The organism is Actinoplanes sp. CA-252034, from assembly GCF_050956125.1.
In the GTDB taxonomy this organism is placed as follows: domain Bacteria; phylum Actinomycetota; class Actinomycetes; order Mycobacteriales; family Micromonosporaceae; genus Actinoplanes.
Genome location: NZ_CP191846.1, coordinates 1,270,001 through 1,296,613, shown reverse-complemented (window position 1 = coordinate 1,296,613; position 26,613 = coordinate 1,270,001). Strand labels below are relative to the sequence as shown.

The window sequence follows — 26,613 nt, the reverse complement described above, 5'->3', positions numbered from 1 at the left end:
TGTCCAGGGTACGCGGACTACCCGCCCAGTTCCGTCGCGGCCCGGTCCAGGTCGGTGGCGAGCAGGTCGGCCCGGAACGCGCAGAGCTGCAACGTCATCCGTGCGGCCCCGCGCTCGCCGACGACCAGGCGGATCGGCTTCCCCCGGTCGTCCAGGTCCCCGACGATGCAGTCGAGGAGCCGCACTCCGGCGCTGTCCAGGAACGAGACCGCGGTCAGGTCGATCAGCACGGCGCTGGCCGACGTGGTCCGTGCCACGATGGCCCGGCCGATGTCGTTGGCGTTGGCGAGGTCGATCTCACCCTTCAGATGGACCAGGTCGGCCGACCCGCGACGGGAGAAGCTCACCCACTGGTCGGTCATGACTCGCCCCGATGGCGGCGCATGATCACAGTCGTCCCCTCCCCGGCCCGGTCGAAGGCCACCTCGTCCATCGACTCGTAGATCAGTTGGAGTCCGCGGCCCCGGGCCACGTCGTTGCCCGGCCCGCGCCAGCGGCCCCGGTCGGCGACCCGGATCTCCACGGTGTCCGGGCTGATCGTGGCGGCCACGTCGACCACACCGAACGGGTCGTCCTGGTAGCCGTGCTCGATCGAGTTGGCCACCGCCTCGGAGCAGGCCAGCAGCACCGCGTTCAGACAGTCCTGGTCGACGCCGTGCCCGGCCAGCCAGCCGCGCATGTCGGCGCGGAGCAGCGCTATCTGCAGCGGGTCGGCGCCGATCGAGCGCTCCAGCCGCTCCTCGGTGCCGAGCGTGAGGCAGAGCAGGCACACGTCGTCGGAGTGGTCCCGGCCGACCAGGGTGTCGGCGAGCCCGGCGGCCAGGCCCTTGAGCGGGGCGTCGCGCCGGCGTGCGTACTCCCGGGCGAGGATCTCGAAGCCACGGTCGATGCCCCGGCCGCGGCGCTCGATCAGGCCGTCGGTGTAGAGCAGCAGGCGGCTGCCGGGGGCCAGGCGCAGCCGCTGCTCGACCCGGCGGACGTCACCGGCCCGCGAGCCGAGCGGCGCCGACCGGCCCTGCATGAGGTATTGCGGGGAGCCGGCCGGCTCGTGCAGCAGCGGCGGCAGGTGACCGGCGCAGGCGAACGCCATCTCGTTGCTGAGCAGGTCGACCTCGACGTAGACCAGGGTGGCCATCCGGGCCGAGTCGACCCGGTCACAGAACCGGTCCAGGCCCTCCAGCAGCCGGGCCGGCCCGTTCTCGGCCGACGCCAGCGCCCGGATCGCGCTGCGCAGCTGGCCCATCGTGGTCGCCGCCTCGATGCCCCGCCCCACCACGTCGCCGACCACCACGGCCAGTTTGTTCGCGGTGATCAGGAAGGCGTCGTACCAGTCGCCGCCGACCTCCATGTCCTGTGACGCGGCCTGGTAGTGGGTCTCCACCACGAACCGCGGATCGGTGCCGGGCACGTCCGCCGCGAGCAGGCTGCGCTGCAGGGTCCTGGCGATGGCCCGCTCCTGCTCGTAGAGCCGGGCGTTCTCGCAGGCCAGGGCCGCCCGGTCGGCCAGGTCGATCAGGAACAGCCGCTCCGTCTCGGCGCCCCGGCGGTCCGGCGCCATCCGCAGGGCGAGGGTGCCGAGCACCCGGCCACGGACGATGAGGGGCAGCACCGTACAGCCCAGCCCGTCGCCGTCGACGGCGAAGACCGGCGCGGCCGACTCGATCGCCTCGGCGGTCCGGGCCTCGATCCGGGCCGGGTCCGGCGCCGGGCCGCCGTGGTGCTCGACCAGGCCGGCCGGGCCCACCTGCAGCCGCACCAGCGCCCAGTCGGCGATCTCCGGCACCATCCGCTCGACCAGCCGGCGGGCCCGTTGGAGCAGCCGGTGCTCCTCGTCGAGCGCGCGGGTGGTCCGGGCCAGGAACGTGGACCGCTCCTCACGCCGGCGGGCGTCGTCGTAGAGGCGGGCCCGGTCCAGGGCCTGCCCGGCCTGCTGCCCGAGCAGCCGGATGACCCGCAGCTCACCGCCGGTGAGGACACGCTCCTCACGGAAGCTGAACGCGAGGACGCCCAGCACCACCGGGCCGCGCTGGTCGTCGGAGGGACCGGTGGTCAACGGCAGCAGGACCACGGTGCCGCGTTGGGACCGGCGCATCGACTCGGCCAGGTCCGGGAAGTGCGCCTCGGCCTCGGCCACCGTGCCGATCACGTGCAGGTCGCCGCGCCGGGCGACCTCGGCCACCGCCCGGGTCGACGACCGGGGCATGTCGTCCCAGTTGCCCGTGGTGGGGTCGGTGGAGGCCACCGCCACGAGTTGGTCCCCGTCGGCGTCGAAGAGGTAGATGCTGGTGCTGGCGGCCTGGAAGGCGGGCTCCGGTGCGCGGACCACCGCCTCCGCCACCTCGGCCTCGGTAGGGGCCGCCGCCAGGTCGGCCACTATCTGCTGCAGCACCTGGACCCGCTGCTCGGACGACTCGGCGGCCCGCCGGGCGGCCAGCAGCTCCCGCTCGTAGCCGCGCCGCTCGGTGGCGTTGAAGACCATCGTGCGGATGATCCGGGGCGCACCGGACGGGCCGCGCTCCAGCACCGAGTTGACCAGGGTGGGCAGCCGGCGCCCGTCCGTGCCGACCACCTCGAGCGCGATCTCGTGCACCTCGCCCTGCATCGCCAGCAACGGAGCGTAATGGGTCTCGTGGAAGATCTGGTCACCCGGAGTCAGCAGGTCACGGAACCGTCGGTGACCGATCAGGTCGGCCCGGGTGTATCCGGTCCACGTCAGGAACGTCTCGTTGACCCGGACGATGGTGCCGTCCGGAAGCGTCGTCAGGTAGCCGCACGGCGCATGTTCGTACAGATCCTCGGGATCGTCGTCCCAGGGCAGTCGCAACTCCTGTGTCACGTCCGGCCCACCAGATTCGCTCACACCAATGCTCCGCCGATCATGCCCGCTGTCTTACAACCAGGACTTGATGGCGTCAACCGTTTCCTCCGGCGCGCTCAGGTTCGGGCAGTGACCGGTCGCGTTCAGGGCCACGAGAGTGCTGTCCGGGGTGTTCTTGTGGACGTACTCACCGACCACGGCCGGGGCGATGACGTCGTCGGAGCACTGCAGGATCAGCGACGGGACCCGCAGGCTCGGCAGGTCGGCGCGGTTGTCGGAGAGGAACGTGACCCGCGCGAACTTCTTCGCGATCTCCGGATCCGTGGCGCAGAAGCTGTTGGTCAGCTCCTCACCCAGCTCGGGACGCTCCGGGTTGCCCATGATGACCGGGGCCATCGCGCTGGACCAGCCCAGGTAGTTGCTGTCCAGCGACTCCAGCAGGCCGTCGATGTCGCTCCGGGTGAAGCCGCCGACATACCCCGTCGCCTCGTCGTCGATATACCGCGGGGACGGGCCGACCATCACGATCCCGGCGAACCGCTCCGGCTCCCGGATCGCGGCCAGCACCCCGATCATCGAGCTGACCGAATGGCCGACGAAGACCACCTCGCGCAGATCGTGCTCGCGGAGAATCTCCAGAACGTCCTCGGCATACCCCTCCAGGGAGCCGTGCCGGTCGTCTCGGTAGGCCGAGAGATCGGACCGTCCGCTGCCGACGTGGTCGAACAGGACGATCCGATGGGTGTCCTGGAACGCCGGGGTGACGAACCGCCACATGTTCTGGTCGCAGCCGTACCCGTGAGCGAACATCATCGACCGGCCGGACCCGGTGCCCGAGATCGTGACCGCGTTTCTCTCCGTCGTGCCCATGCGATTGCGGCGCGCCGCTGACGACCGGCACGCCCCTCCCTCCCGCAGCGAATGAGTGTCGCCTGCCCGAGTGACTCAGGGCACCTTCCGGCCCGATGAGCCGGCACGAAGCCGAGTCCGGGTAACCATACGACTCCGGAGCGTTTCGCACATCGCCCTCGTTGTCCGGCATTCATGTCCGGCGTCCCGATCCCGACCTGCCGTCCGACTGGCACACCCGACCTAACCTGGGACGGGAGTGCTGCCTTCAGGCGCGCGGGAGGAGATCGAATCCATGGCCGACCAGCAGCCGGGTGACACCACCCCGGCCGCCGGAGTGCCCGACCGCACCCGGTTCGCCGGCCCCGGCGAGCCGCCGACGGCGGACGTGCCCGGCTGGTGGAGCGGGGCCGCCCCGGTTCCCGAGGCCGTGCCGCGCCGGTCGCTGTGGTCCCGCATGGTGGACCGGATCAACGGTGTGGAGCCGGCCGACCCGGACGACGACCGCACCACGATCCCGGCCGTCGACCCATGGGCCGATCAGGACACTCCGGTCTGGCCGGACGCGTACACGACCCCACCGGCGCCGATGCCCCCGACGCGCATCGAGAGCCCGGCGCCGTCACCGCGGATCGAGACTCCGGCACCGCCGACCCACATCGTGAACCCGGCGCCGTCACCCCGCATCGAGAACCCGGCGCCGCCGACCCGCATCGAGAATCCGGCGCCGCGGGAGACGCCGGCCGCACCGGCATCGCCCTTTCCGGCGCCGGGGACCTATCCGCCACCGGCCGGCGGCACCGGCCTTCCGCCCCTGATCCCGCCGAAGGTCCGCGCGTGGGGCCGGCGGGTCGCGGCCGACGCCCCCGACCGCTTGCGATCGCTCGGCCGGCAGGCCACGGCCAAGGGCCAGCAGGTCGCCGCCGACGCTCCCGACCGGCTCCGCGTGCTCGGCCGGCAGGCCACGGAGAAGGGCCAGCAGGTCGCCGCCAAGAGTCAGCAGGTCGCGGCCAAGAGCCAGCAGGTCGCCGCCGACGGCCGGCAGGCCGCCGCGGGCGCGCCCGGCCGGTTGCGCCTGCTGGGCCGCCGTCCCGCGCAGTCCGGGCCGCCGCGGATCCCGGTCCAGCCGCGCACGCCGGTCGCCGCGCCGTGGACGCCGCCGAGACCGCGGCGTCGTCGGCGGTTCCGTCGGCTGGGCCTGGTCCTGGTGGTGGTGCTGGCCCTGGCGGGCGCCTACTGGTATGTGCCCGGCCTGCGCCAGTATCCGGTGACGGCCGCGCTGCCGGACTCGTTCTCCGACCTCAGTCTGCGCGACACCGAGGCGAGCCGCCGGGCCGCGAAGCGCCTCGCCGACCAGTTGCAGGGCGGCGACGGCGACACGTTCGCCGGCGTCTACACCGATCCACGCGGCAAACGGGTCACCGTCTTCGGCGTCACCGGCCTGCGCCTGACCCCGGACACCGATGTGGAAGCCCAGCTCGGCCGCCTGACCGACGTACTCGACCTGAAGAAGATCGAGTCCTTCGACCTGGGCGAGTTCGGCGCCTACCAGCGGTGCGGCACCGGCCGCCTGGACGACACGTCGGTCGTGGCCTGCACCTGGGCCGATCACGGCAGCCTGGCCACGGTCCTGCTGACCCGCCGCTCGCTGAGCGAGAGCGCCAAGCTGGTGGCCGGCCTCCGCGAATCGGTCCTGAGACCGGCCTGACCTCACCGTCCGCGATCCGGTCCGGCTCGATTCACTTCATCCTGTACGGCTACCCGTCCCGCCTCGTGCTGATCCGCGACGCAGGCGCCACTCCCGGCCGACAGCGCGACCGCCGGGCTGATGCGACCTCCCGGGCCTCGAGACGGCGGCGGGAGGCCACACGGCGGTGGCGCCTGCGGCGGGAGGCGTGGAGCGGTGACCGGGGGCTCAGCCCGTGAGGCGCCTTGGCGGCCGCGCGTGGCACCCGCCTCGCGCCTCAGCACGAGGCGGGACGCGTAGCCGTACCAGAGCCTGGGTTTGACCGGGATTGATCACCTGGACCGCCGCAGCGGGACGGATCACTCGGATTCGTCGCGCTTGGGGGCGTAGCGGGGGATGTACTCCTGGCCGGTGAGCTTCTGGATCTCGGTCATCACGTAGTCGGTGAGCTCGCGCAGTGCGGTGCGGTCGTCGGAGCGGCCGATCGTCTCGATGGGCTTGCCGAACTTGACCGAGATCACACCGCGCTCGAGCTTCGGCACCACGCGACCGATCGGCTGGACCTTGTCGGTGCCGAGGACCCCGACCGGGATGATCGGGACTCCGGCGGCGACGGCCAGGCGGGCGACTCCGGTGCGTCCACGGTAGAGGCGACCGTCGGGAGAGCGCGTTCCCTCGGGGTAGACGGCGATCAGGTCGCCGCCCTTGAGGGCCGGGATGGCCGCGTCGAAGGCGGTGAGCGCGGCACGGCCGCCGGCACGCTCGACACGGATGGCGCCGAGGCCCTCCATCAGCTTGCGGTTGAGGAAGCCCTTGACGCCGGTGCCGGTGAAGTAGTCGGACTTGGCCCAGAACGCCAGGTGACGAGGGACCACGGTGCCGAGGAGGAGCTCGTCGGCGACGGAGAGGTGGTTGCCCGCGAAGATCGCGCCGCCGGTGTGCGGGATGTGCTCGATGCCTTCGACGTGCGGGCGCCAGCCGAGGCTCAGGGCCGTGCCCACCGTGGCTTTGGCGATCGAGTAGAGCAGGGGCAACTCGTCCTCCGGGACGCGTGGGGGGTATGTGGTGCTGTGAGGTTAGCTGACAGTGGCCGAGAAGTACCTAGTGATCTTGCGCCGGCCCGGACGCCCGCCCTCGTGAAGGCGAACATCCGGGCCGATCGGTTGAATCACACGCGGGTGACCGTCACCGTCACCTGCTCGCCGTCGCCGACCTCGCCGGTGAAGCCGTCACCGGCCCCGCCGGTAGAGCCGTCGCCTGCCCCGCCGGCCGGCTCGGTGAGCTCGACCGTGGTGGCCAGCGTCTCACCGGCGACGAAGTCCCGGAACGTCTCGACCGCCGCCCGGACCGCCGGCGAGGCCGACAGCACGAGGGTGATGCGGTCGCTGACGTCCAGGTCGGCGTCGCGACGGGCCTGCTGCACGACGCGGATCACGTCGCGGGCCAGGCCCTCGGTGGCCAGCTCGTCGGTGACGACCGTGTCGAGGACCACGACACCGCCACCGGCCGGCAGCGGCGCGGAGTTCTCCACGTCGGCGGCGACCAGCTTCAGCTCGTACTCCCCCTCGGCCAGGGTGACACCGGCCGCGACCGGAGCGCCGTCGACCAGCTGCCACTCGCCGGCCTTGACCGCCTTGATCACCTGCTGGACCTGCTTGCCGACCCGGGGGCCGAGCGCCCGCGGGACGACGGTCAGCACCTGCTGGCAGTACGCCGCGACGTCGTCGGTGAAGACCACGTCCTTGACGTTGACCTCGTCCTTGAGCAGGTCACCGAGCCCGGCGAGGGCGGCGCCCTGCGGCGTGGCCACGGTCGCCGACGCCAGCGGCAGCCGGACCCGGAGGCCCTTGGCCTTGCGCAGCGACAGGGCCGCCGAGGCGACGTCCCGGATGGCGTCCATCGACGCGACCAGCTCGTGGTCGGCCGGGAAGGTGTCCGCCGAGGGCCAGTCGGTCAGGTGCACCGAACGGCCGCCGGTGAGGCCGCGCCAGATCTCCTCGGCGGTCAGCGGCGCGAGCGGCGCCACCACCCGGGTGACCGTCTCCAGCACGGTGGCGAGGGTGTCGAAGGCGTCCTCGTCCCCCTCCCAGAAGCGGTCCCGTGAACGGCGCACATACCAGTTGGTCAGCGCGTCGAGGTAGGACCGTGTCGAAGCGGCCGCACCCGAGATGTCGTAGTCGTCCATCTGCCTCTGGACGTCCTCCACCAGCTCCCGCGTCTTCGCCAGCACGTACCGGTCGAGCAGGTGGGTGGAGTCCGTCCGGAGCTTCGCCTCGTAGCCGGAGGCGTTCGCATAGAGGCTGAAGAAGTACCAGACGTTCCAGAGCGGCAGCAGCACCTGGCGCACCGAGTCGCGGATCGCCGGCTCGGTGACCGGCATGTCACCGCCCCGGAGCACCGGGGACGACATGAGCATCCAGCGCATGGCGTCCGAGCCGTACGTGTCGAACACCCGGTACACGTCCGGATAGTTGCGCAGCGACTTGGACATCTTCCGCCCGTCCTCGCCCAGCAGGATGCCGTGGCTCAGGCAGTTACGGAACGCGGGCCGGTCGAACAGCGCCGTGGCCAGCACGTGCATGGTGTAGAACCAGCCGCGGGTCTGCCCGATGTACTCGACGATGAAGTCGCCCGGGTAGTGCTGCTCGAACCAGTCGGCGTTCTCGAACGGGTAGTGCACCTGGGCGAACGGCATCGACCCGGACTCGAACCAGCAGTCCAGCACCTCGGGGACGCGGCGCATCGTCGACTTCCCGGTCGGGTCGTCCGGGTTGGGCCGGGTCAGCTCGTCCACGTACGGCCGGTGCAGATCCGTGACACGCACCCCGAAGTCGCGCTCCAGCTCCTCGTACGAGCCGTAGACGTCGACGCGCGGGTACTGCGGGTCGTCCGACTTCCACACCGGGATCGGCGAGCCCCAGAACCGGTTGCGGGAGATCGACCAGTCGCGGGCGTTGGCCAGCCACTTGCCGAACGAGCCGTCCTTGATGTGGGCGGGCGTCCAGTTGATCTGCTGGTTCAGCTCGACCATCCGGTCCCGGAACGTCGACACCGCGACGAACCACGACGACACCGCCTTGTAGACGAGCGGCGTGTCGCAGCGCCAGCAGTGCGGGTACGAGTGCGTGTACCCGTCGTGGCGCAGCACCACGCCCCGCTCCTTCAGCGTGGCGATCACCGGCTTGTTGGCGTCGAAGACCTGCAGGCCCTGATAGTCCGGGACCAGCGAGGTGAACCGGGTGTGCTCGTCGACGGTCACCACGGTCGGGATGCCGGCCGCGTTGCAGGCGTTCTGGTCGTCCTCACCGAAGGCCGGCGCCATGTGCACGACACCGGTGCCGTCCTCGGTGGTGACGAAGTCGGCGCCGAGCACCTGGAAGGCGTTCTCCCCGCCCGGCTCGACGAGGAAGTCGAACAGCGGCGTGTACCGGCGGCCGACCAGGTCCCGGCCCTGCACGGTGCCGACCTGCTCGAACCCTTCCAGCTCCTTGGCGTACGCGCCGACGCGGCCCGCACCCACGAGAAGCTTCTGCCCGTCCTTCTCCAGGACCGCATACTCGATGTCCGGGCCGACGGCCAGCGCCAGGTTCGACGGCAGCGTCCACGGCGTGGTCGTCCACACCGCGATGTCCTCGCCCGTCTCCAGACGGAACTTCACCGTGAGGGCCGGGTCGGTCCGGTCCCGGTAGACGTCGTCCATCCGGGTCTCGGTGTTGGACAGCGGCGTCTCACACCGGAAGCAGTAGGCGAGCACCCGGAAACCCTCGTACACGAGGCCCTTGTCATGCAGCGTCTTGAACGCCCACATGACCGACTCCATGTACTCCGGGTCGAGGGTCTTGTAGTCGTCCTGGAAGTCCACCCACCGGGCCTGGCGCGTCACGTAACGCTCCCAGTCCTTGGTGTAGGCCAGCACGGAGGTGCGGCAGGCCTCGTTGAACTTGTCGATGCCCAGGTCGACGATCTGCGCCTTGGAGGTGATGCCGAGTTGCTTCTCGGCCTCCACCTCGGCGGGCAGGCCGTGGGTGTCCCAGCCGAACCGGCGCTCGACGCGCTTGCCACGCATCGTCTGGTAGCGCGGGACCAGGTCCTTCACATAGCCGGTGAAGAGGTGCCCGTAGTGCGGGAGGCCGTTGGCGAACGGCGGGCCGTCGTAGAAGACGTACTCGTTGGACCCGTTGTCGCCGGCCGGCCTCTGTTCGACGGACGCCTCGAAGGTCTTGTCGGCCGCCCAGTGATCGAGGACGGCCCGCTCGACCGCCGGCAGGTCCGGGCTCGCCGGAACGCCGGTGGCGTCGGTGTGTTTCGGGTAGGCCATTCTGGTGTTCCCCTCAAGCAGTTCACATGACGTGACTGCGAGGACGAGCCTTCTCAGGGGCCCGCGGTACCACCTCGCTTGACGGGATGACCCCGCCCGCTCATTCGCCGGATGACCTGCGCGGTCCGGTGTCCGCCCGGTTCTACTGAGGCTTGCGCCCGTTCTTCCGGAGGCTCCCCGGTGATGGCCGGTTCAAAGCCTGCGTGCAGACAACGATACCGGCCACCCTCGGATTCCCTCATCCGCATTACCGCTCGGGTCGCAGTGTCCTCGACCAGAGCGCCACACCGTCCCGATCGCGCAGGTGAACGGTGAGCTCACCGGACCCGCCGTCGATCTCCACCTCGCCGAAATGCTGGAAGCCCAGGGCCGGTGACGTGTTCGCGACCGGCGGCGCGTTGACGAAGACGGCCTCGGGCCCGAACGTGCCGTCCAGAGCGTTCGGCCCGAAAGCGCCGGCGTGCGCGGGCCCGGAGACGAACTCCCAGAACGGGGTGAAGTCCTGCACGGCCGCCCGCGCCGGGTCGTAATGGTGCGCGGCGGTGTAGTGCACGTCGGCGGTGAGGAAGACGATGTTGCTCACCCGGTGCCGGTGCGCGGCTCGCAGCACCTCGGCGAACTCCAGCTCACGGCCCTTCGGCGCGCCCGGGTCGCCCTGGGCCACACCCTCCTGCGCGGTCGTGCCGTCCGGGACGACCAGGCCGAGCGGCAGGTCGGCGGCGATCACCTTCCAGGTGGCGCGACTGCGGCGCAGGCCGTCGATCAGCCACTCGCGCTGCCGGCGGCCGAGCAGGCCACGGGACGGGTCGGCGTACGTGTTGCCGTCGTTGGGGTCCTTGAGGGTTCGCATGTCCAGTACGAAGACGTCGAGCAGCGGGCCGTACGGGATCCGCCGGTGGATGGGCGCCGCCGTGTCGCCGAGCGGGAGCCATTCGAGGTAGGCCTGCCGTGCCCGGGCCGCGAGGACGTCCACCCGCTTCTCGGTGTAACGGGCGTCGGCCAGGATCTCCCCGGGATACCAGTTGTTGGTGACCTCATGGTCGTCCCACTGGTTGATCTGCGGCACCTCGGCGGCGAACCGGCGGTAGTGCTCGTCCAGCAGGTTGTAGGCGTACTGCCCGCGGAACTCGTCGAGGGTCTCGGCGACCTTCAGCTTGGCGTCGGTGAGCACGTTGCGCCACACGCGGCCGTCCGGGAGGGCCACGGTCTCGGTGAGCGGGCCGTCGGCGTACACCGTGTCCCCGCTGTGCAGCAGGAAGTCGGGCTGCCGCAGCCGCATCGACTCGAAGATCCGCATCCCGCCGAAGGCGGGGTCGATGCCCCAACCCTGCCCGGCGACGTCGCCGGTCCACAGGAACCGGATGTCGCGGCGGCGGTCCGGCGCGGTGGTCAGCTCACCGCTCACCGGCGCGCCGAACAACCCGGGCCGTTCCAGGCTCTCCACCCGGACCCGGTAGAAGATCCGCTCCCCGGCGGGCAGGCCACGCAGCCGGACCTTGCCGGCGAAGTCGGTGGCCGGGGTGACGACGGGGCCGCGGAGCACGCGCGAGCCGCGGAAGTCGGGCCGACGGCTGGTCTGCACCCAGAGCCTGCCGGGGCGGTCGGCCCGGCTCCAGACGACGGCGGAGTCCGCGGTGGCGTCGCCGCTCTGCACGCCGTGGGTGAGTATCGGGCGGGTGCCGCCCGCGGAGAAGGCGGGGGCTCCGACGGTCAGGCCGGCGACGCCGCCCGCCATGCCGGCCCGCAGCAGATCACGCCGGGAGATCGAGGTCATACCGTGATGCTTATCGATCGAAGGTGGCGTTCGGGTGGCCGTTCCCTAAACTCCCTGGTGTGATCCGGATCGAGCTCGACGAGCAGACACTGTCGCGTACCCGGATCGCGATCAGTCCGCTGCTGGAGACGGTGAGCAGCCTCTGGCTGGTGGGCCGTGCCCCGGCCGGGCTGTCGTGGCCGTTCACCGACTGGGTCCGGCGGGTCCGGGACATCCCGGTTCCCGAGCCGGCCCGGCTCCATCTCCAGCTGCCCAAACGGATGCCCGACTTCCTCGCGCCGATGCCGCTCACCCCGGCGCCGACGATGGAGGAGCAGGTGGAACTGCTGCGCCGCACTCCGGCCGAGGTGATCGACACCCAGCTCGGGATCCACTACCCGGACGGCTCGCTCCCGGCACCCCTGCGCCCGTTCCGGGACGATCCGGAAAGCGCGCTGGACCGCCTCGCCGATGGCCTAGCCACCTGGTGGGACGCCGCGTTGGCGCCGCACTGGCCGGCCATGCGGGCCGCCCTGGACGAGGAGGTGCTGCTCCGGGCCCGGGCGCTCGCCGCCGGCGGCCCGGACGCGCTGCTCTCCCACCTGCACGAGCGGATCATCTGGGAGCGGCCCGTCCTCACCCTGATCAAGCGCCTGGACCAGGGTTTCACGGTGACCGACAGCCGAATCCTGCTGGTGCCGCTGATCTTCTCTCGCGGCGGTCTGCTCTGTTCCACCGACGACCGCGAGACACAGATGGTGACCTACCAGGCCCGCGGCTCGGTGGTGCTGGCCGACAGCCCGGCCCCGGCGCCTGACGACCGGCTGGCCCTGCTCATCGGCCGTGGCCGGGCGGCCGTGCTGCGTGCCCTGACCACGCCGTCGACGACCACCGGCCTGGCGGCCACCCTGGGCCTGGCGATGAGCACCGTCTCCGAGCACCTGGCCGGGCTGCAGGCGGCCGGGGTGGTGCATCGGCGGCGGGCCGGGCGGCGGGTCCTCTACGGCCTGGAGCCGGCCGGTCTGGCTCTGGTGAACCTGCTCGGCGAGGATTCGGCCCGCACCGAATTCGTTTCCTGAGAACGGCTGCGTTCCCTAGTTTCGGGGCATGGAAAGCGACTACGCCATCGAGGCGGAGGGTCTGCGCCGCGCCTACCGGTCCCGTACCGGCTGGCTGCGGCCACGCCTCACCACGGTCGAGGCGGTCCGCGGCGTGGACTTCACGGTCCGCCGCGGTGAGCTCTTCGGCCTGCTCGGGCCGAACGGCGCCGGCAAGACCACCACCATCAAGATGCTCAACACCCTGCTCATCCCGACCGGCGGAACTGCCCGGATCTGCGGCTTCGACGTCGAGAAGCAGACTCGGGAGGTACGACGGCGGATCGGGTACGTGTTCGGCGGCGACCGCGGCCTCTACGACCGTCTCTCCGCGCTGGACAACCTGCGCTACTTCGCCGAGCTCTACGGGGTGCCCGCCCGCGACCAGAGGAGGCGCATCGCCGAGCTCCTCGAACTGGTCCGGCTCGCCGGGCGGGAGCACGACCGGGTCGAGGGCTACTCGCGGGGCATGCGGCAGCGCCTGCACATCGCCCGGGGGCTCCTGCACTCGCCGGAGGTGCTGTTCCTCGACGAGCCGTCGATCGGGGTCGACCCGGTCGCCGCCCGCGAGCTGCGCCAGACCGTGGCGAACCTGGCCGCCACCGGCACCACGGTCCTGCTGACCACCCACTACATGGCCGAGGCGGACGAGCTCTGCGACCGGATCGCGGTCATCGCCGACGGGCGGATCCAGGCCCTGGGCACTCCGGCCGAGCTGCGCAGCCGGGCGGACGGGCGCCGGGTCGTCGAGGTGGAGGCGTACGGGGTGCCGGACACCGCCCTGGCGGCGCTGCGGGACCTGCCGGGCGTACGCGAGACGGCGGTGGAGACCCGCGGCTCGCTGCAGGTGCTGACCGTGCAGTCGGACGCGCACGTGGACGTGCAGGGTGACGTGCTGCGCGAGCTGGCCGGGATCCGGCTGGGCCGGGTGGACAGCCGGGAGCCGACCCTGGAGGACGCGTACGTGACGATCGTGGGCGCCGCATGAGAACGATCAGAATGCTCCTGGTCGGCACGCTGATGCACGCCAAGCACCTCAGCCGGTCCCCGTTCGAGATCGCGATCTCGCTGGTCGTGCCGGTGGTGCAGGCCGTGCTGGCGGTCTACCTGTTCCGCTCCGGCGGCGAGCAGGACCGGCTGCTGCAGGCCGCGGTCGGCGCCGGCCTGATGGGCGTGTGGTCGTCGGTGCTCTTCGGCTCCGGCGGCGCCATCCAGAACCAGCGCTGGCAGGGCACCCTGGAAATGATCATGATGGCGCCGCGGCGGCCGGTCGTGGTGATCCTCCCGCTGACCATCGCCACCGGGATCACCGGCACCTACTCGCTGCTGGCCACCCTGATCTGGGGGCGGCTGCTGTTCGGCATCCGGCTCGACTTCGCGCACCCGTACGCCTTCGGCGTCGCCGCGGTGGTCTGCATCGTCGCGCTCGGCATGTTCGGGCTGCTGCTGGCGTCCACGTTCGTGCTGATGCGCAACGCCAACGCGCTCGCCAACGTCCTGGAATACCCGGTGTGGCTGGTCTCCGGCATGCTCGTGCCATTGACCGTGCTGCCCGTCTGGACCGGGCCGATCGCCGCGGTGCTGCCCACCACCTGGGGAGCGCGAGCCCTGCACGAGGCGACCACCGGCGGCCCGGTCTGGCCGTCCGTCGGGATGTGCCTGGCGATCAGCGGCCTCTGCCTGGGCCTCGGCGCGGCCGCCCTGACCGTGGTCGAGCGGCGTGCCCGCGTCACCGCCACCCTGGCTCTCGCATGAGCGAGCTCGCGAGCGAATCATCAGGCAACGTTTGTCACTCATGGCGACGCCGGAGCGAAGCGGAGGTGGCGGCATGAGCGAGCTGGCGAGCGAATCATCAGGCAACGTTTGTCACTCATGGCGACGCCGGAGCGAAGCGGAGGTGGCGGCATGAGCGGGCTGCGGTTGGTGACGGTGGGCGGCATGATCGCCTACCGAGCCCTGTTCAACTGGACCCGCCCGGCGCTCTTCGTCGGCACCCTCTTCATCGGGCCGCTGTTCCAGCTGCTCTTCTTCGCCTACCTGGGACGGCAGCTGCGCGTCGGCGACGACCAGTTCTTCCTCGTCGGCAACGCGGTGCTGACCGCCTCGCTGGCCTGCGTGTTCGGCGGGACGATGGCGGTCGCCAACGAACGGCGCTTCGGCACCCTCGGGCACGTGCTGCTGTCACCGCGCAGCCGCACCGCGATCTTCTGGGGGCGCGTCCTGCCGTACGCCGGAAACGGGCTCTTGATCTCGGTCTTCACCCTGACCGTGGCGTCACTGATGCTCGGCCTGCGGATCTCGGCCACCGCGCTGCCCGGTCTCGCGCTGGCCATGGCGGCCGGCTCCCTGGCCTGCGGCTTCTTCGGGCTGACACTCGGCGCGCTGGGGTTGCGCTTCCGCGACGTGTTCGTGATCTCGAACGTGGCGGTGGCCGTGCTCCTGCTGCTCACCGGGGTGAACGTGCCGCCCGGCAACCTGCCGCAGTGGATGGTGACCGTCGGGCAGGGACTGCCGATCACCCATGCCGCGGAGGCGGCCCGAATACTGGCCGCCGGGCGCGGCCTCGATGCGGCCGCGCCCATGATCGGTCGGGAACTGCTGGTGGGAGCGGTCTACGCGGTCGTGGCCGCGGTCCTGCTCAAGTTCTTCGAGGCCGAGTCCCGTCGCCGGGCCAGCCTCGACACGCTCTAGATCTTGGGGAACCAGAGCGCCAGCTCACGCTCGGCGCTCTCCGGCGAGTCGGAGGCGTGCACCAGGTTCTCCCGGTTGGAGAGTGCCAGGTCACCACGGATCGTGCCGGCGGCCGCCTTGCGGCCGTCGGTCGCGCCGATCATCGCGCGCACCACCTCGATCACCGAGTCACCGGAGAGGACCAGGGCGGCCAGCGGGCCACTCGTCATGAAGTCCTTCAGAGGCGGGTAGAACGCCTTGTCCACGTGTTCCGCGTAGTGCGCATCGGCCAGCGAAGCGTCCATCGTGCGCAACTCCAGCGCCTCGACGACCAGGCCCTTACGCTCGAAACGGGACAGAATCTCGCCGAGCAGGCCGCGGCGCACCGCGTCCGGCTTGATCAGGACGAGCGAACGCTCGGTGGTGCTGGACACGCAGTTCCTCCGTTACAAGGGCAGACACGCGGAGGTTCAGCCTATCGGTACCGGGAACCAGGCGAGCGGCGATGTCCGGACTGCCGCACTTTCGCGGATGCGCCACCGGGTCATAACCTGACGGGAACTACCGGGAGGTCCACAGTGGCGAACCAGACCGGCCGACCCATCGCCCCGGCGCGCAAGCTGGTGGCCTGGATCATCGGCACGATTGCGGTCTTCGTGATCGCGCTCGGTCTCGGCATGTCCAGTTCACCGGTCGCGTTCTTCGGGGTGGCGGTCCTGGCCATAGCCGTGGCGGTGGCCTTCATGCCCGCGCCGCGCCGGGGTGGGCGCGCCACGGTGGCCGGCACCGCCGAGGTCCGGTCGATCACACCGCCACCGGTGGCCGGCGCCTACGGCCGCGCCACCATGCAGCTGATCGTCGTCGCGCCCGGGCTCGGCGCCTTCGAGACGACGGTCCGCGAGCCGCGGATCCCGGTCGAGAAATGGCCGCTGCCCGGCGCGACCGTGCCCATCACCGTCGACGTCGACGACACCCGCCGGGTGCGGGTCAGCTGGCGTGACGCGCCCGCCCGCCCCGAAGGCGACGACCCTCCACCGCCCCAGGCCCCCGCCGGGCGCACCGATCCGGACGACCTCGACGACGAGGTGTTCGGCAGCGTCGACGAGCCCTGGCAGGGGCGTGAGGACGATTGGGAGGTCGACTCCGACGGTCCCGGGCCGTCGTCGGGGTCACGCGGCACCGCGACCGCCTACGCCCGCCGTACCGGCGCGCCCGTCGTGGTGCGCGAGACCGCCGCCGGCACCATCGTCGAGGGGCACGTCGTCGACAGCGACGAGGAGCCCTCCCCGCTTCCGCGCCGGGCCCGTCCGGTGCAGCCGGAGGCGGCCACGGTCGCCGAGCCGGCCGACGAGCCACCGGCGCGCACCGCCCCGGCCGCCTCCGACCCGGACATCGACCTGAAGGTCGACCCGGACGACGAACCCGACTGGGGCGACCCGGAACCGCCGTGGCGATCTCCCGGCGCGGATCCGGTCTCCTCCGGGCGGGCCGCCCCCACGCCTTCCGTTCAGCACGAGACCAGCACCGACGCTCCCTCCCGCCCGGCTTCCTCCCCGCGCACGCGTCCGCCACCGGCCCGGCGACGTTCGAGACGTCCTCCTCCGGCCCGGAGGCATTCGAGGCGAATTCCTCCCGTCCGGGGTCGTTCGGCGCGACTTCGACGACTTCCTCGGGCCCGGGGACATTCGAGGCAGCTCCCTCCGGTCCCTCCGATCCCTCCGGGACGGCTTCCTCCGGGACGGGATCGTTCGAGGCGGCTTCCTCCAGCGGTGCTGAGCCGGACACCGCGGCCCGCAGCGGGCCCTCCTCGGCGTCGGCCTTCGTCGCCTCACCCCGGGCCGACCCCTCGCCCGGCCCGGCGGCCGCCTCACCGTCTTCTTCCGGCCCGGCCTCCAGCCGTCCGGCGGGTTCCCGCCCGAGCCCACGCCCGCGAGCCACCTCAGCCACCGCGACGGTCGAGAGAGACCCCTCATCCGGTACGGCCGAAACGCCCACGACCGCAACCACGACCACCACGACACACGTGCCCGGCACGGTGCCCCCGGCCCAGCGCACGTCGGCCGAGTCACGCCCCGACCCGGCCGCCGACATCGACCTGGACCTGGACGGCCCACCCACCAGCCCGGTGACCGCCGTCCCCCTGGTGGCGCCGACCACCGGCATCCCCAGCCAGGGCACCCACGGCCGTACCGGTTCCCCGACCCGGGACACCCCGGAGCACACCGGCCGGACCGGGCCCGTCAGCGGCACCCCCGCAGCGGACCCACCACACCGAGCCGAGGCCACCACCAGCGCCCCCACCGCCGACCCGGAGCAGGCACGGCGTACTCGCGGCACGGATCCGGTCTCCACCTCCCGGGCAGCCTCCACCGCCGACCCGGAAACCGGCGCCAGGCCGGATGCCCACGCTGGGCCCCGGGCCGACCTCGGTACACCCGTAGGCCGCTCCACCACCGATCGCTCGCCGGATCCGGTCGACCCGATCTCGCCGGCAGGCCGCTCCGCCGATCCGGTCTCCCCCGCGGGCCGCACTACCGAATCCGGCTCCCACGCGAGCCGCTCCGCCGAACAGGTCTCCTCCGCGGGCCGCACTACCGAATCCGGCTCCCACGCGAGCCGCTCCGCCGAACAGGTCTCCCACGCGGGCCGCTCTGCTGAGCCGGTCTCTCCCGCAGGACGTCGCACTGATCCGATCGATCCGGTCTCTCCGGCGGGCCGGTCGCGCGGCGCTGCAGCCCGCAGCTCCGGGCTCACCCCGCCTCCGCCGCCCACGGCCCGCCGACGGGACGCGCCGAGCCCACCTCCGCCACCGGTAGCGCGCCCGAGCCACGCGGCCGCCCCGCCTCCGCCCCCGGCCCGGCCCACCCGCGCGAGCGACACCACCCGCGACCCCAACGCCTGGGCCCGCCCAGCCGAGCCCACCTCTCCGGCACCGGCCGCCCAGCCCGCGCCGGCGCCCCGGTCGCCCTCCGCCGACGACCGCTGGGCAGCCCCGGCACGCCCGGTCTCGCCGGCCCCGAGGCCGGCCCCGTCGCTCCGCCCCGACCCGCCGGCGGCCGACGCAGACCGCCGGGACCCCGCGGCAGCCGATCCGAGCCGCCGGATTCCGGCAGCGGCCGACCCGAGTCGCCCGGACCCGGCAACCGCCGACACGGGTCGCCGGGACCCGGCAACCGCCGACCCGAGCCGCTGGGACCAGGCAGCCGCCGACACGGGTCGCCGGGACCCGGCAACCGCCGACACGGGTCGCCCGGACCCGGCAACCGCCCACACGGGTCGCCGGGACCCGGCAACCGCCGACCCGAGCCGCCCGGACCCGGCAGCCGCGGAGGCGGGTCGCCGGGACACTCGTTCCGAGTCGTCCGGGATCGCCCAGCAGGCGCCTGAGGCCTCCCCGCAGCGGCCCGGCGCCGCGCCTTCCCACTCGGCGTGGGCTCAGCCCGCCGCCCGCCCCACGCCGGACCAGGAGCGCTGGGCCCAGTCCGACCAGGAGGCGGCCGCGAAGATCCCGCCGAACGTCGAGGCGCGTCCGCTCGGCAGCCGCACCCGTTTCTTCGCCCAGCCGGGCGACGAGACGGAGTCGTTCGAGACGGAAGGCGCACAGCAGCCGACCGAGACGCAGCAGCCGACACGAGCACAGCAGCCGAGGGGGGCACAGCCGCGCCCGGAGCCCATTCCGGCGTCGGCTCCCTCCGCCCCGTCGCCGGTGGCGCCTCCGCCGACCGCTCCGCAGCCGGATCGCCCGTTCCCGAGCGCCCCGCCTCCGGCCACCGCCCGCACCACCGCGCCGCGCCCGGGTATCGACCAGATCGACATCCCGCTCGACAACTTCCCGTTGCGTGGCCACAACCTGCCGATCAACACGAACCCGGAACCCGCGCCCGAGGAGGAGCCGCAGGCGGCGGCTGCCCGGGCGGACGGCATCGTGGCACCGCCCGCCGAGGACACCCCGCGCCCGTCAGCGCTGCGTGACGGCATCCTCGGGGTGGCGGTGGGCCGGGCCGCGGTCTCCCCGGACGCCTTCCCGGCTCCGCACCCCGACGACGCCCCGGCGCCCGGCCGGAGCCAGGGTGACGACGTCCGAGCGCCCGGCCGGAGCCAGGGCGACGACGTCCCGCCGCCCGGCCCGGGTCAGGATTCCGGTGAGCAGCGGCGTGCCGGCCCGTGGGGTGACTTCAGCGGCCGCCCGGACGAGCGCGCCGGCGACGTGATCACCGGTTACCCGAGTGCCCGGCCGGCCAGCGCCGGTGCGATCCACGGCGTCGGCATCACGGTGCTGGTCACCGATCTGGAGCGGTCGACGGAGTTCTACCGGGACGTCCTCGGCTTCCATGAGATCGACAACGGTGACGGCAGCGCGGTGCTGGCGTCCGGCGACACCCGCCTGGTGCTGCGGACCGTGCACAATCTGACCGCCGAGGCGGGCCGTCTGATCTACCTGAACCTGGAGGTGGGCGACATCGAAGCGGTCCACGCCGAGCTGCGGGAGAAGGGCGTCAAGTTCGTCCACTCGCCGCGTCCGGTGAACCGTGGCGACAAGCTGGAGCTGTGGTCGGCCACGTTCCGCGACCCGGACAACCACAACATCGCGATAACCCAATGGCGGGCGATCCGCTGAACGACCCGATGAGAAAGGGCGGCCGGAGAACCGGCCGCCCTTTCTGTCACGTCACGCGGGAGTGGTCACCCGAGGATGCTGCGACGGACATGCATCGCGTACGCCCACGTGAGCCCGAAGATCACCCCGACGGCCGCGAGCGTCCAGTGCAGCAGGCCTCCGACCAGCAGCAGCCCCTGGAGAACGGCCCCCGCCGTCCACGCCCAGTTGCGTTTCATCATCCCGGCCAGCACGATCGCGAGCACCGTGGCGACGAGCGCCGCCGTGATCGCCGGGCCCTTACGATCCCCCGCGATCACGGCCAGCGGTGCGATCGTCAGGAGCAGCACGACCACTTCCAGCACCAAGGTTCCGGCGCCGAGTCCGCGTACCGCCGCCTCTGGATTCTTGAGTCCGGAACGCCGCGGCGCGGCAGCCGGACCGCTCTCCGACGGGGTCGCGTCGTCTTCCGGAGCGGTCATCGCTTGAGCAGTTTCCGCGCGTCGGCGACGGTCACCACCGAGCCGGTGATCAGCACGCCGACGCCGCTGAGCTCGCCGGACGCGTCGTCCTCGGCCTGGACGACGGCTTCCTCGATGGCGTCGGGCATGTTCGAGGCGACGGTGACCCGGTCCTCGCCGAACACGTCGATCGCGAGGCGGCCCAACTCGACGGCGGGAAGGGCGCGAGGCGAGCTGTTCTGGGTGACCACGAGCCGCGCGACGACCGGTTCGAGCAGTTCGAGGAGCCCGGTCACGTCCTTGTCGCCGAGCACCGACAGCACCGCGACCAGGTGCCGAAAGGTGAACTCCTCCTCCAGCGCGGCGACCGTGGCGGCCATGCCGTGCGGGTTGTGTGCGCCGTCGAGCAGGATGGTCGGCGCGCTGCGGACGCGTTCCAGCCGGCCGGGTGAGTCGACGCGGGCGAACCCCTCACGGACCAGGTCGGCTTCGAGCTGCCTGCCGGGGCCGGCGCCGAGGAACGCCTCGACCGCGGCGAGCGCGATCGCGGCGTTCTGTGCCTGGTGGGCGCCGAAGAGCGGCAGGAAGATCTCGTGGTAGACGCCGCCGAGCCCCTGGAGCGAGAGCAGCTGCCCGCCGACCGCCTGGTGGCGCTCGACGACGCCGAACTCGCTGCCCTCCCGGGCGAGGGTGGCGCCCATGTCGGCGCAGCGTTCGAGGATGGGCCGCATGGCCTCCTCGGTCTGCAGCGCGGTGACCACGGTGGCGCCCTGGTGGATGATGCCGACCTTGTGCCAGGCGATGTCCTCGATCGTGTCGCCGAGCCACTCGGTGTGGTCGAGCCCGATCGGGGTGAGCACGCACACACCGGCCTCGATGACGTTGGTGGCGTCCTCCTCGCCGCCGAGACCGACCTCGACGACCGCGATGTCGACCGGCGCGTCGGCGAACGCCGCATACGCCATGGCGGTCGTCATGTCGAAGTAGGTCAGCGGTTCCGGGTTGCGCGCGTCGATCAGCTCGGCCAGCGGCGCCACGTCGTTGTACGTGGCGACGAAGCGCTCCTCGGAGACCGGCTCGCCGTCCAGGCTGATCCGCTCGCGGACCGTCTCCAGGTGCGGGCTGGTGTAGCGGCCGGTGTGCAGCCCGTGCGCCTGCAGCAGCGCGTCGATCATCCGGGCCGTGCTGGTCTTGCCGTTGGTGCCGGTCAGGTGGATGGCCGGGTAGGCCCGCTGCGGGGTGCCCAGCACGTCCACCAGGTCCCGGATCTTCTGCATGTCGAAGACCATGCGGGTGAAGCCGCGCTTGTTCAGCGCGGCCTCGACCTCTTCGTATTCGGTGCTCATGCGCTCGGCAGTGCTTCGAGGGCGGCCGCGATCCGGACCAGGTCCGCTTCGGCGGCGGCCAGCCGGTCCTTGATCTTCACGACCACCTGCTCCGGTGCCTTCCCGACGAACGCCTCGTTGCCGAGCTTGGCCCGGCACTGGGTGGCCTCCTTCTCGGCGGCGGCGCGGTCCTTCTCCAGGCGGGCCCGCTCGGCGGCCACATCGATGGCGCCGCGGGTGTCCAGGTCGACGGTGATGCCGCCGGTCACGGTGAGGGTCGCGGTGGTCGCGAAATCGGCGCCGGGCGCGTCGAGTCGGGCCAGCGAGCGGATCAGCGGCTCGTGCGTGTGGATGCCGACGTTGCCCAGGCCGGTCAGCGCGGCGGTGACCCGCTGGCTCGGCTTGAGCCCCTGGTCGCTGCGGAACCGCCGAACCTCGGTGACCACCTTCTGCAGGGCGGCCAGCTCCTCCTCGGCGGCGTCGTCGATCAGCGCCCGGTCGACGGCCGGCCAGGCCGCCGTCATCACCGTCTCGCCGCCGGTGAGCGCGATCCACAGCTCTTCGGTGACGAACGGGATGACCGGGTGCAGCAGGCGCAGCAGCTGGTCGAGCACGTGCCCGAGGACCCGCCGGCTGCGCGCCGCCTCCGGCGTGTCGGATGCCAGCACCGGCTTGCTCAGCTCCAGGTACCAGTCGCAGACGTCGTCCCACGCGAAGTGGTAGAGGGCGTCGCAGACCTTCGCGTACTCGTAGGCGGCGAAGTAGCCGTCGACCTCCGCCGTCACGTGCTGCAGGCGGGAGAGGACCCACTTGTCGATGGCCGACAGCTCCGACGGCGCCGGCAGATCACCGTCGACGGTCGCGCCGTTCATCAGGGCGAAGCGGGTCGCGTTCCACAGCTTGTTGCAGAAGTTGCGGGAGCCCTGGCACCACTCCTCGCTGATCGGCACGTCGGAGCCGGGGTTGGCGCCGCGGGCCAGCGTGAAACGGGTGGCGTCGGCGCCGTACCGCTCGATCCAGTCGAGGGGGTCGACGACGTTGCCGAACGACTTCGACATCTTCTTGCCGAACTGGTCACGGACCATGCCGTGCAGGTTGACGACGTCGAACGGCTGCTTGCCGTCCATCGCGTACAGCCCGAACATCATCATCCGGGCGACCCAGAAGAACAGGATGTCGTAGCCGGTGACCAGCACACTGGTCGGGTAGAACTTCTCCAGGTCGGCGGTCTGCTCCGGCCAGCCCAGCGTGGAGAACGGCCACAGGCCCGACGAGAACCAGGTGTCGAGGACGTCCTCGTCCTGGCTCCAGCCGTCACCCGACGGCGGCTGCTCGTCCGGTCCGACGCAGACGATCTGGCCGTCCGGTCCATACCACACCGGGATGCGGTGGCCCCACCACAGCTGACGCGAGATGCACCAGTCATGCATGTTGTCGACCCAGGCGAAGTAGCGCTTGGAGAGCTCGGCCGGCTCGATCTTCACCCGGCCGTCGCGCACCGCGTCACCGGCCGCCTTGGCGAGCGGCCCGGTGCTGACGAACCACTGCAGCGACAGCCGCGGCTCGACGGTCGTCTTGCACCGCGAGCAGTGCCCCACCGAGTGCAGGTAGGGCCGCTTCTCCGCGACGATCCGGCCCTGCTCCCGCAGCGCGGCGACGATGGCCGGGCGGGCCTCGTAACGGTCGAGCCCCTCGAACGGCCCGGGCACGGTGATGATCGCCCGCTCGTCCATGATCGCCGGGCTGGGCAGGTTGTGCCGCTGGCCGATCTCGAAGTCGTTCGGGTCGTGGGCCGGCGTCACCTTGACGGCACCGGTCCCGAAGGAGGGGTCGACGTGCTCGTCGGCCACGATCGGGATGCGCCGCCCGGTCAGCGGCAGCTCCACCTCGGTGCCGACCAGGTGCTTGTAGCGCTCGTCGTCGGGGTGCACGGCCACCGCGGTGTCACCGAGCATCGTCTCGGCCCGCGTCGTCGCGACGACGATCGAGTTCGCCCCCTCGCCGTAGCGGATCGAGACGAGTTCACCCTCGTCGTCGGTGTGCTCCACCTCGATGTCACTGAGCGCCGTGAGGCACCGGGGGCACCAGTTGATGATCCGGTTGGCCCGGTAGATCAGACCGTCGTCGTACATCCGCTTGAAGATCGTCTGCACGGCCCGGGAGAGGCCCTCGTCCATGGTGAACCGCTCGCGGGACCAGTCGACGGAGTCGCCGAGCCGCTTCATCTGGCCCAGGATCGCGCCACCGGACTCGGCCTTCCACTCCCAGACCCGCTCCACGAACGCCTCACGGCCCAGGTCGTGACGGGACAGCTGCTGGGCGGCGAGCTGCCGCTCGACGACGTTCTGTGTGGCGATGCCTGCGTGGTCCATGCCGGGCAGCCACAGCACCTCGAAGCCCTGCATCCGCTTGAGCCGGACCAGGGTGTCCTGGATCGTGTGGTCGAGGGCGTGACCCACGTGCAGCGATCCGGTCACGTTCGGTGGCGGGATCACGATGGTGAAGGGCGGCTTGTCACTCTTCGGGTCCGCGGTGAAGTAGCCCTCCGATACCCAACGCTCGTACCGCCGCTGCTCTACCTCGCCCGGCTGGTACTGAGCGGAGAGTCCACCGGTGGGCCGGCTGTCGGGGGTACGGGTTTCGGTCGCATCGGTCACCCGACAAGTCTACGGAGCCCCGCCGCCCGCAACGAACCCGCACCTCCTCCGAGGGCCGACACCTGTCGCGGCGCGCCCGCGAATCGCCGTTCGGACGCCCGGTCGGGTTCGCGGCGGCGAGATAGGCTCGCCTGATGTCGGACCGCGGCCAGAACCCATCACCCTCCGCAGCCTCCGCGGAGGACGTCTCCGACCACGCCGAGGACCCGGCTCCCACGCCCGCGTCACCCGCCGTTTCCAGCGACGACGTCCCTCTCGAGCTCAGTGCCACCGACGACGGTGACGCCGCGTTCAGCCTCACTGGCGCCGACGAGCAGGAGGACACCCCGGCACGGCCCCGCACCGCACGCACCGTCGTGCTGGCGAGCCTGCTGCTCGTGTCCCTGGCCGGAGCGTCGACGCTGGCATGGTTCGGCTGGCAGGTGAACACGCAGCGCAAGACGACGCTGTCCACTCCCTCGACGATCGGCGCCCTGACGCTGGACGACAGCGAGCAGGCCACCTCCACCGCGGACTATCTGCAGTCCGCGCTCTCCGCCGAGATCGCCCTGGACAAGGCGGTGGGCGCCGTCTACAACAGCAGCGACGAGCGCTCGGTCCTCTTCTTCGGCGGCACCACCCTGCTGTGGTCCCCCGAGAGCGACCTGGATTCGTCCTTCGACCTCGTGGCCGACGACAAGGGCACGATGACCGGCTTGAACGAGGTCGACGCCGGAGACTTCGGCGGCGTGATGAAATGCGGAGTCTCCCGCTCGACCGACGGCGACATGACGGTCTGCGGCTGGGCCGACCACGGAAGCATCGCACTGGCCCTGTTCCCCAGCCGAACCGAATCCGAAGCGGCCCCCTCATGCGCGAATTGAGAAGCGCAATTCAAACCCGCTGATTCGGGGTACGTGCCACAACTCCCACAACCGCACCACCGAGCTTCCGGCTGCGCCGCGACCGCCGGCACCCAGCCCGGCCCGCGTCCAGCAAAGTAAACCCCGCCCGCCGGCACCCAGCCCGCTCCGCGTCCAGCGCGGTAACCCGTCCGCCGGCATTCGGCCTGGCACGGCACCGAAATGCCCCGGGAAAGCAGAAAGGCCCACCCGTTACCCGGGTGGGCCTTTCCATACGTTGAGTCCGGCGGCGTCCTACTCTCCCACACCCTCCCGAGTGCAGTACCATCGGCGCTGAAGGGCTTAGCTACCGGGTTCGGAATGTAACCGGGCGTTTCCCCTCCGCTATGACCACCGAAACAGCCATCAGCAGAACCAACCAGCAACCGTCGGGATCTCTCCCTCAGGGTGGTTGTTCGTTTGCTGTGAATCACACAGTGGACGCAAGCGCAATGTATAGGGTGGTTAAGCCCTCGGCCTATTAGTACCGGTCAACTCAACACGTTACCGTGCTTACATCTCCGGCCTATCAACCCAGTAGTCTAGCTGGGAGCCTTACCCACTCAAGGTGGTGGGATACCTCATCTCGAAGCAGGCTTCCCGCTTAGATGCTTTCAGCGGTTATCCCTTCCGAACGTAGCCAACCAGCCATGCTCCTGGCGGAACAACTGGCACACCAGAGGTTCGTCCGTCCCGGTCCTCTCGTACTAGGGACAGCCCTTCTCAAGTATCCAACGCGCACGGCGGATAGGGACCGAACTGTCTCACGACGTTCTAAACCCAGCTCGCGTACCGCTTTAATGGGCGAACAGCCCAACCCTTGGGACCTGCTACAGCCCCAGGATGCGACGAGCCGACATCGAGGTGCCAAACCATCCCGTCGATATGGACTCTTGGGGAAGATCAGCCTGTTATCCCCGGGGTACCTTTTATCCGTTGAGCGACACCGCTTCCACACGCAAGTGCCGGATCACTAGTCCCGACTTTCGTCCCTGCTCGACCCGTCAGTCTCACAGTCAAGCTCCCTTGTGCACTTACACTCAACACCTGATTGCCAACCAGGCTGAGGGAACCTTTGGGCGCCTCCGTTACCCTTTAGGAGGCAACCGCCCCAGTTAAACTACCCACCAGACACTGTCCCTCGACCCGATCAGGGCCGCAAGTTAGATACCCAAACCCAACAGAGTGGTATTTCAACAATGCCTCCACCCGAACTGGCGTCCGAGCTTCACCGGCTCCCACCTATCCTACACAATTAAATTCGGATACCAATGTCAAGCTATAGTAAAGGTCCCGGGGTCTTTCCGTCCTGCCGCGCGTAACGAGCATCTTTACTCGTACTGCAATTTCGCCGGGCCTGTGGTTGAGACAGTGGGGAAGTCGTTACGCCATTCGTGCAGGTCGGAACTTACCCGACAAGGAATTTCGCTACCTTAGGATGGTTATAGTTACCACCGCCGTTTACTGGCGCTTAAGTTCTCCGCTTCGCCCCGAAGAGCT

Annotated in this window: 20 protein-coding genes and 2 rRNA genes (1 of these 22 running past the window's edge); 7 read left to right on the top strand and 15 right to left on the bottom strand. The window is 71.0% G+C overall.

The features are described from left to right. Positions 1-17: 17 nt before the first annotated feature. From ACQPZW_RS05985 to ACQPZW_RS05975, 3 genes are read right to left on the bottom strand one after another with little or no spacing between them, the layout of a single operon-like run. The gene (locus ACQPZW_RS05985) at positions 18-362 is read right to left on the bottom strand and encodes an STAS domain-containing protein (RefSeq protein WP_433793828.1); all 345 of its coding nucleotides are present in this window, start codon (positions 360-362) and stop codon (positions 18-20) included. Continuing rightward, positions 359-2,860, bottom strand: coding sequence for a SpoIIE family protein phosphatase (locus ACQPZW_RS05980; RefSeq protein ID WP_433793826.1), 2,502 nt, complete (start codon positions 2,858-2,860; stop codon positions 359-361). The genes ACQPZW_RS05985 and ACQPZW_RS05980 overlap by 4 nt, the downstream gene beginning before the upstream one ends. 30 nt (positions 2,861-2,890) lie before the next feature. Next, positions 2,891-3,688 carry an alpha/beta fold hydrolase gene (locus ACQPZW_RS05975; protein WP_433793825.1) on the bottom strand — a complete coding sequence of 266 codons (798 nt, stop codon included), beginning with the start codon at positions 3,686-3,688 and terminating at the stop codon, positions 2,891-2,893. 274 nt (positions 3,689-3,962) lie between these two features. Between ACQPZW_RS05975 and ACQPZW_RS05970 the strand changes: the two genes are divergently transcribed. Next, positions 3,963-5,375 (top strand): hypothetical protein, encoded by a 1,413-nt coding sequence (locus tag ACQPZW_RS05970; RefSeq protein ID WP_433793824.1) that lies wholly within the window; start codon positions 3,963-3,965, stop codon positions 5,373-5,375. Positions 5,376-5,713: 338 nt separating this feature from the next. On the opposite strand, the gene ACQPZW_RS05965 is transcribed toward ACQPZW_RS05970, so the two are convergent. The 3 genes from ACQPZW_RS05965 to ACQPZW_RS05955 all read right to left on the bottom strand — a co-directional run bounded on the left by ACQPZW_RS05965 (position 5,714) and on the right by ACQPZW_RS05955 (position 11,446). Beyond that, entirely contained in the window at positions 5,714-6,388 is a 675-nt protein-coding gene (locus tag ACQPZW_RS05965; RefSeq protein WP_433793823.1) for a lysophospholipid acyltransferase family protein, read from the bottom strand. A gap of 134 nt (positions 6,389-6,522) precedes the next feature. Beyond that, a complete protein-coding gene (gene ileS, locus ACQPZW_RS05960; RefSeq protein ID WP_433793822.1) occupies positions 6,523-9,672 on the bottom strand; it encodes an isoleucine--tRNA ligase in 3,150 nt (1,049 codons plus the stop codon). Positions 9,673-9,919: 247 nt separating this feature from the next. Next, entirely contained in the window at positions 9,920-11,446 is a 1,527-nt protein-coding gene (locus ACQPZW_RS05955; protein WP_433793821.1) for an alkaline phosphatase D family protein, read from the bottom strand. 59 nt (positions 11,447-11,505) lie between these two features. Between ACQPZW_RS05955 and ACQPZW_RS05950 the strand changes: the two genes are divergently transcribed. From ACQPZW_RS05950 to ACQPZW_RS05935, 4 genes are all read left to right on the top strand, one after another. Then, the gene (locus tag ACQPZW_RS05950; protein WP_433793820.1) at positions 11,506-12,504 is read left to right on the top strand and encodes an ArsR/SmtB family transcription factor; all 999 of its coding nucleotides are present in this window, start codon (positions 11,506-11,508) and stop codon (positions 12,502-12,504) included. Between the two features lie 28 nt (positions 12,505-12,532). Then, a complete protein-coding gene (locus ACQPZW_RS05945; RefSeq protein WP_433793819.1) occupies positions 12,533-13,510 on the top strand; it encodes an ATP-binding cassette domain-containing protein in 978 nt (325 codons plus the stop codon). Next, positions 13,507-14,277 carry an ABC transporter permease gene (locus ACQPZW_RS05940; protein ID WP_433793818.1) on the top strand — a complete coding sequence of 257 codons (771 nt, stop codon included), beginning with the start codon at positions 13,507-13,509 and terminating at the stop codon, positions 14,275-14,277. Before ACQPZW_RS05945 ends, ACQPZW_RS05940 begins: the two co-directional genes overlap by 4 nt. Positions 14,278-14,427: 150 nt before the next feature. Further along, positions 14,428-15,213, top strand: coding sequence for an ABC transporter permease (locus ACQPZW_RS05935; RefSeq protein ID WP_433793817.1), 786 nt, complete (start codon positions 14,428-14,430; stop codon positions 15,211-15,213). On the opposite strand, the gene ndk is transcribed toward ACQPZW_RS05935, so the two are convergent. The 4 genes from ndk to ACQPZW_RS05915 all read right to left on the bottom strand — a co-directional run bounded on the left by ndk (position 15,210) and on the right by ACQPZW_RS05915 (position 16,585). Beyond that, positions 15,210-15,626, bottom strand: a complete 417-nt coding sequence (ndk, locus tag ACQPZW_RS05930; protein ID WP_282757866.1) for a nucleoside-diphosphate kinase — start codon at positions 15,624-15,626, stop codon at positions 15,210-15,212. The two genes, ACQPZW_RS05935 and ndk, sit on opposite strands and share 4 nt — an antisense overlap. A 110-nt stretch (positions 15,627-15,736) precedes the next feature. Beyond that, positions 15,737-16,000 carry a hypothetical protein gene (locus ACQPZW_RS05925; RefSeq protein ID WP_433793816.1) on the bottom strand — a complete coding sequence of 88 codons (264 nt, stop codon included), beginning with the start codon at positions 15,998-16,000 and terminating at the stop codon, positions 15,737-15,739. Between the two features lie 21 nt (positions 16,001-16,021). Continuing rightward, complete coding sequence (locus ACQPZW_RS05920) at positions 16,022-16,252, bottom strand: hypothetical protein (RefSeq protein WP_433793815.1); 231 nt, start codon at positions 16,250-16,252, stop codon at positions 16,022-16,024. A gap of 129 nt (positions 16,253-16,381) precedes the next feature. Next, on the bottom strand, positions 16,382-16,585 hold the full coding sequence (locus ACQPZW_RS05915) for a hypothetical protein (RefSeq protein ID WP_433793814.1): 204 nt from the start codon (positions 16,583-16,585) through the stop codon (positions 16,382-16,384). A 630-nt stretch (positions 16,586-17,215) separates the two neighbouring features. On the opposite strand from ACQPZW_RS05915, the gene ACQPZW_RS05910 reads away from it, so the two are divergent. Beyond that, a complete protein-coding gene (locus ACQPZW_RS05910; RefSeq protein WP_433793813.1) occupies positions 17,216-19,810 on the top strand; it encodes a VOC family protein in 2,595 nt (864 codons plus the stop codon). 65 nt (positions 19,811-19,875) lie between these two features. Here ACQPZW_RS05910 and ACQPZW_RS05905 read toward each other — a convergent pair whose 3' ends face one another. From ACQPZW_RS05905 to ACQPZW_RS05895, 3 genes are read right to left on the bottom strand one after another with little or no spacing between them, the layout of a single operon-like run. Then, positions 19,876-20,271, bottom strand: coding sequence for a DUF4233 domain-containing protein (locus tag ACQPZW_RS05905; RefSeq protein ID WP_433793812.1), 396 nt, complete (start codon positions 20,269-20,271; stop codon positions 19,876-19,878). Continuing rightward, positions 20,268-21,596, bottom strand: coding sequence for a bifunctional folylpolyglutamate synthase/dihydrofolate synthase (locus tag ACQPZW_RS05900; protein WP_433793811.1), 1,329 nt, complete (start codon positions 21,594-21,596; stop codon positions 20,268-20,270). Before ACQPZW_RS05900 ends, ACQPZW_RS05905 begins: the two co-directional genes overlap by 4 nt. Then, positions 21,593-24,232, bottom strand: coding sequence for a valine--tRNA ligase (locus ACQPZW_RS05895; RefSeq protein ID WP_433793810.1), 2,640 nt, complete (start codon positions 24,230-24,232; stop codon positions 21,593-21,595). The genes ACQPZW_RS05900 and ACQPZW_RS05895 overlap by 4 nt, the downstream gene beginning before the upstream one ends. A gap of 134 nt (positions 24,233-24,366) precedes the next feature. Between ACQPZW_RS05895 and ACQPZW_RS05890 the strand changes: the two genes are divergently transcribed. Further along, positions 24,367-25,095, top strand: coding sequence for a hypothetical protein (locus tag ACQPZW_RS05890; protein WP_433793809.1), 729 nt, complete (start codon positions 24,367-24,369; stop codon positions 25,093-25,095). A 260-nt stretch (positions 25,096-25,355) separates the two neighbouring features. On the opposite strand, the gene rrf is transcribed toward ACQPZW_RS05890, so the two are convergent. Both rrf and ACQPZW_RS05880 read right to left on the bottom strand, forming a co-directional pair. Continuing rightward, positions 25,356-25,472: ribosomal RNA gene (rrf, locus tag ACQPZW_RS05885) — 5S ribosomal RNA — on the bottom strand. Positions 25,473-25,574: 102 nt separating this feature from the next. Next, positions 25,575-26,613: ribosomal RNA gene (locus tag ACQPZW_RS05880) — 23S ribosomal RNA — on the bottom strand; it runs 2,071 nt beyond the window's last position.

Bases quoted from the DNA above. Each gene is read 5' to 3' on its own strand.
- ACQPZW_RS05985 (WP_433793828.1), bottom strand. From the start codon at position 362: ATGACCGACCAGTGGGTGAGCTTCTCCCGTCGCGGGTCGGCCGACCTG.
- ACQPZW_RS05975 (WP_433793825.1), bottom strand. From the start codon at position 3,688: ATGGGCACGACGGAGAGAAACGCGGTCACGATCTCGGGCACCGGGTCC.
- ACQPZW_RS05970 (WP_433793824.1), top strand. From the start codon at position 3,963: ATGGCCGACCAGCAGCCGGGTGACACCACCCCGGCCGCCGGAGTGCCC.
- ileS (WP_433793822.1), bottom strand. From the start codon at position 9,672: ATGGCCTACCCGAAACACACCGACGCCACCGGCGTTCCGGCGAGCCCG.
- ACQPZW_RS05955 (WP_433793821.1), bottom strand. From the start codon at position 11,446: ATGACCTCGATCTCCCGGCGTGATCTGCTGCGGGCCGGCATGGCGGGC.
- ACQPZW_RS05945 (WP_433793819.1), top strand. From the start codon at position 12,533: ATGGAAAGCGACTACGCCATCGAGGCGGAGGGTCTGCGCCGCGCCTAC.
- ACQPZW_RS05940 (WP_433793818.1), top strand. From the start codon at position 13,507: ATGAGAACGATCAGAATGCTCCTGGTCGGCACGCTGATGCACGCCAAG.
- ACQPZW_RS05935 (WP_433793817.1), top strand. From the start codon at position 14,428: ATGAGCGGGCTGCGGTTGGTGACGGTGGGCGGCATGATCGCCTACCGA.
- ACQPZW_RS05915 (WP_433793814.1), bottom strand. From the start codon at position 16,585: ATGTCCGGGTCGGAGGCGGCCGGGGCGGTGCGCGCCGGTGGCTCGTCG.
- ACQPZW_RS05905 (WP_433793812.1), bottom strand. From the start codon at position 20,271: ATGACCGCTCCGGAAGACGACGCGACCCCGTCGGAGAGCGGTCCGGCT.
- ACQPZW_RS05900 (WP_433793811.1), bottom strand. From the start codon at position 21,596: ATGAGCACCGAATACGAAGAGGTCGAGGCCGCGCTGAACAAGCGCGGC.
- ACQPZW_RS05890 (WP_433793809.1), top strand. From the start codon at position 24,367: ATGTCGGACCGCGGCCAGAACCCATCACCCTCCGCAGCCTCCGCGGAG.